The sequence below is a fragment of the Halorubrum alkaliphilum genome, from assembly GCF_017873815.1.
Taxonomy (GTDB): domain Archaea; phylum Halobacteriota; class Halobacteria; order Halobacteriales; family Haloferacaceae; genus Halorubrum; species Halorubrum alkaliphilum.
On the sequence record NZ_JAGGKQ010000062.1, the window covers coordinates 1 to 1,121 of the forward strand.

A 1,121-nucleotide genomic window follows, 5' to 3' on the forward strand; every position below is an offset into this window, starting at 1 on the left:
TGCCTTGTTTTGCCGCTGATTGACGGTCGCTTCAGACGTTCTTACCGCAATATTCCGCCAGATTAACCCGGAAATGGATGCCGTCTGGCGATATGGCATCGCTCAGACGGCTTGCTTGGATGTGTCGAGACCTTGCCAAACAGCATGTTGAGAATCCGGACGTACCCGCCGCGCCGGATGGCGCGGACGGGTACGCCGAGTGGGTACAGATCGCGTTGATTCTGTACCGCGTCGAACTCGAAAAGAGTCTCCGCGAGACCGAAGACTACCTCAACGAGATGCCCGGCGTCCTTGCCGTGTTTGATCTCGACGAAGCACCCCACTACAGCTCGTTTTGTCGGTGGGAAAACGAGTACCGAATGCGTGAACTCCGCCGCCTGCTCCGCACTTCGGCGGAGCAGGCGGGCTGGAGTGGTGAAGCTGCAATTGACGCAAGCGGCTTTCAACGCGATCAAACCAGCTACCACTACCGCGACCGCGCAGACTTCTCGTTCCAGTCAATGAAGACAACGATCTTGATCGATGTGAACTCGCTGGCGATCAAAGATGTTCATTTCACGACGCAGAAGGCGTGGGACGGCCATATCGGGATGCAGGTCTTCCGCCGGAACGCGGAAGACCTGCGCGTGTTGTCTGCTGACGCGAATTACTCATGGAGCGACCTCCGTGAAGAGTGTCGCTCCGACTCAACGCGACCGTTGATCAGGCATAGAGAGCAAACACCGTTGCAGAAGGCCCACAACGCCCGAATGAACGAGGACTACAACCAGCGCTGGATGAGTGAAACCGGCTTCTCGCAGTTGAAGGAAGACGACGGCGAGAAGCTACGCTCCCGGAGCTGGCACGGCCAGTTCCGGGAGCTGACTCGGAAGTGCATCATCCATAACCTGACGCAGGCGGCGAGTTAGAGCTCGCCGCCTGCTCCCCCTTCTCCGAACGTATCCGGGAGAGGCATCGCCGTCGTCACCGGAACAACGGAGCAAGGTACCATAGTTTTGACCCTTCGAGAAACACCGCTAACGACAGCTATCGCATCTTCTGACTCCAAGAACCGGTCTCTGACGCGGTAAAACCGTGAATTATCGACCCCACCCCGACGCAGTCTTGCGTTCAACAAGGCA

The 1,121-nt window shown here is 57.6% G+C and carries 1 protein-coding gene; it reads left to right on the plus strand.

What is annotated here, in order from left to right:
* The first annotated feature begins 92 nt into the window (after positions 1-92).
* The gene (locus tag J2751_RS15470) at positions 93-908 is read left to right on the plus strand and encodes an IS5 family transposase (RefSeq protein WP_209487345.1); all 816 of its coding nucleotides are present in this window, start codon (positions 93-95) and stop codon (positions 906-908) included.
* The last annotated feature ends 213 nt before the right edge of the window (positions 909-1,121 follow it).

Excerpts from the sequence above, each read along its gene's own strand:
- J2751_RS15470 (WP_209487345.1), top strand. The coding sequence starts at position 93 with ATGGCATCGCTCAGACGGCTTGCTTGGATGTGTCGAGACCTTGCCAAA.